Source organism: Litoribacter ruber (genome assembly GCF_018500185.1).
Taxonomy (GTDB): Bacteria; Bacteroidota; Bacteroidia; order Cytophagales; family Cyclobacteriaceae; genus Litoribacter; species Litoribacter ruber.
Map to the genome: position 1 here is coordinate 1 of NZ_JAHBGI010000051.1, position 1031 is coordinate 1031.

Below are 1031 nucleotides of genomic sequence, written 5' to 3' on the forward strand. Positions count from 1 at the left end.
TGTGCACTGCGCTACCTGCAATTCGCTGAATGGGGATGGCGTTTGGCAGAGCAAAGGAAGCGGAGAGAACCCCGACCCGGCAGGCCTTCAGCAACTAAACTTCTAAACCGTCCCGAAGCGCGCAGCGCTCCTCGGGACATAACCTTCTAACCGCACACGCTTCTTCCTATTACTCTCTAAACTTAGCTTTCAAATCGCTCTCACAACTCAGCTGATATTTGTATAAGCTATTTAACATAGCCAAAAGACCATCCATTTTTAATCTAGCTTGATGATANCTTCTAACCGCACACGCTTCTTCCTATTACTCTCTAAACTTAGCTTTCAAATCGCTCTCACAACTCAGCTGATATTTGTATAAGCTATTTAACATAGCCAAAAGACCATCCATTTTTAATCTAGCTTGATGATAGTTGTCATTTGACAGAAAACCCAAATCAAAGGCACTTATAAGTAGTTCTATTGCTTCTAAGGCACTTGAATAGGCTATATTAGTAAAATGGGCTTTGTCAGAATTGGAAATTCTCCCTGATCCTTCCGCTAGATTTGTACTTACACTGTGTATGGCTCTTCGAAGCTGGCTAGTTAGTCCATAGATTTCTTCTTTGGGAAAACTTTGGGAATGTAGGTAGAGTTCTAACCGTATTTCACGTGCCAATTGCCAAGCTGCCAATTTTTCAAAGGAATAAGTTCGGTATGGTTTCATAAAAATAAAGTTTGAAAGTTTTTTAAAAAGTGTGTTTAAGTTAGCAATAGTTTGGCTGATGAGCAAGGGAGAGGATGGTTTTTTATGCAGGCTGGTTAGGAGTTTACGTCCGCTTTAGGCTGCGCCTTCAGCGAGACGGTTTAGGAGTTTAGCGCGAAGCGACGACTAGGCTGAAGGCAGCGCAAAGCGGCGCCAACAGATGAGAGTGGAGCACGGAGGGCTAAGCGCTGGGTACTGAGCACTACGCCACCTGCAACTCGCTGAATGGGGATGGCGTTTGGCAGAGCAAAGGAAGCGTAGAGAACCCCGATCCGGCAGGCCTTCA

At 44.8% G+C, this 1031-nt stretch carries 1 protein-coding gene; it reads right to left on the bottom strand.

What is annotated here, in order from left to right; translation table 11 throughout:
* Positions 1-304: 304 nt before the first annotated feature.
* On the bottom strand, positions 305-772 hold the full coding sequence (locus KIH41_RS18030; protein WP_214163341.1) for a four helix bundle protein: 468 nt from the start codon (positions 770-772) through the stop codon (positions 305-307).
* Positions 773-1031: the final 259 nt, after the last annotated feature.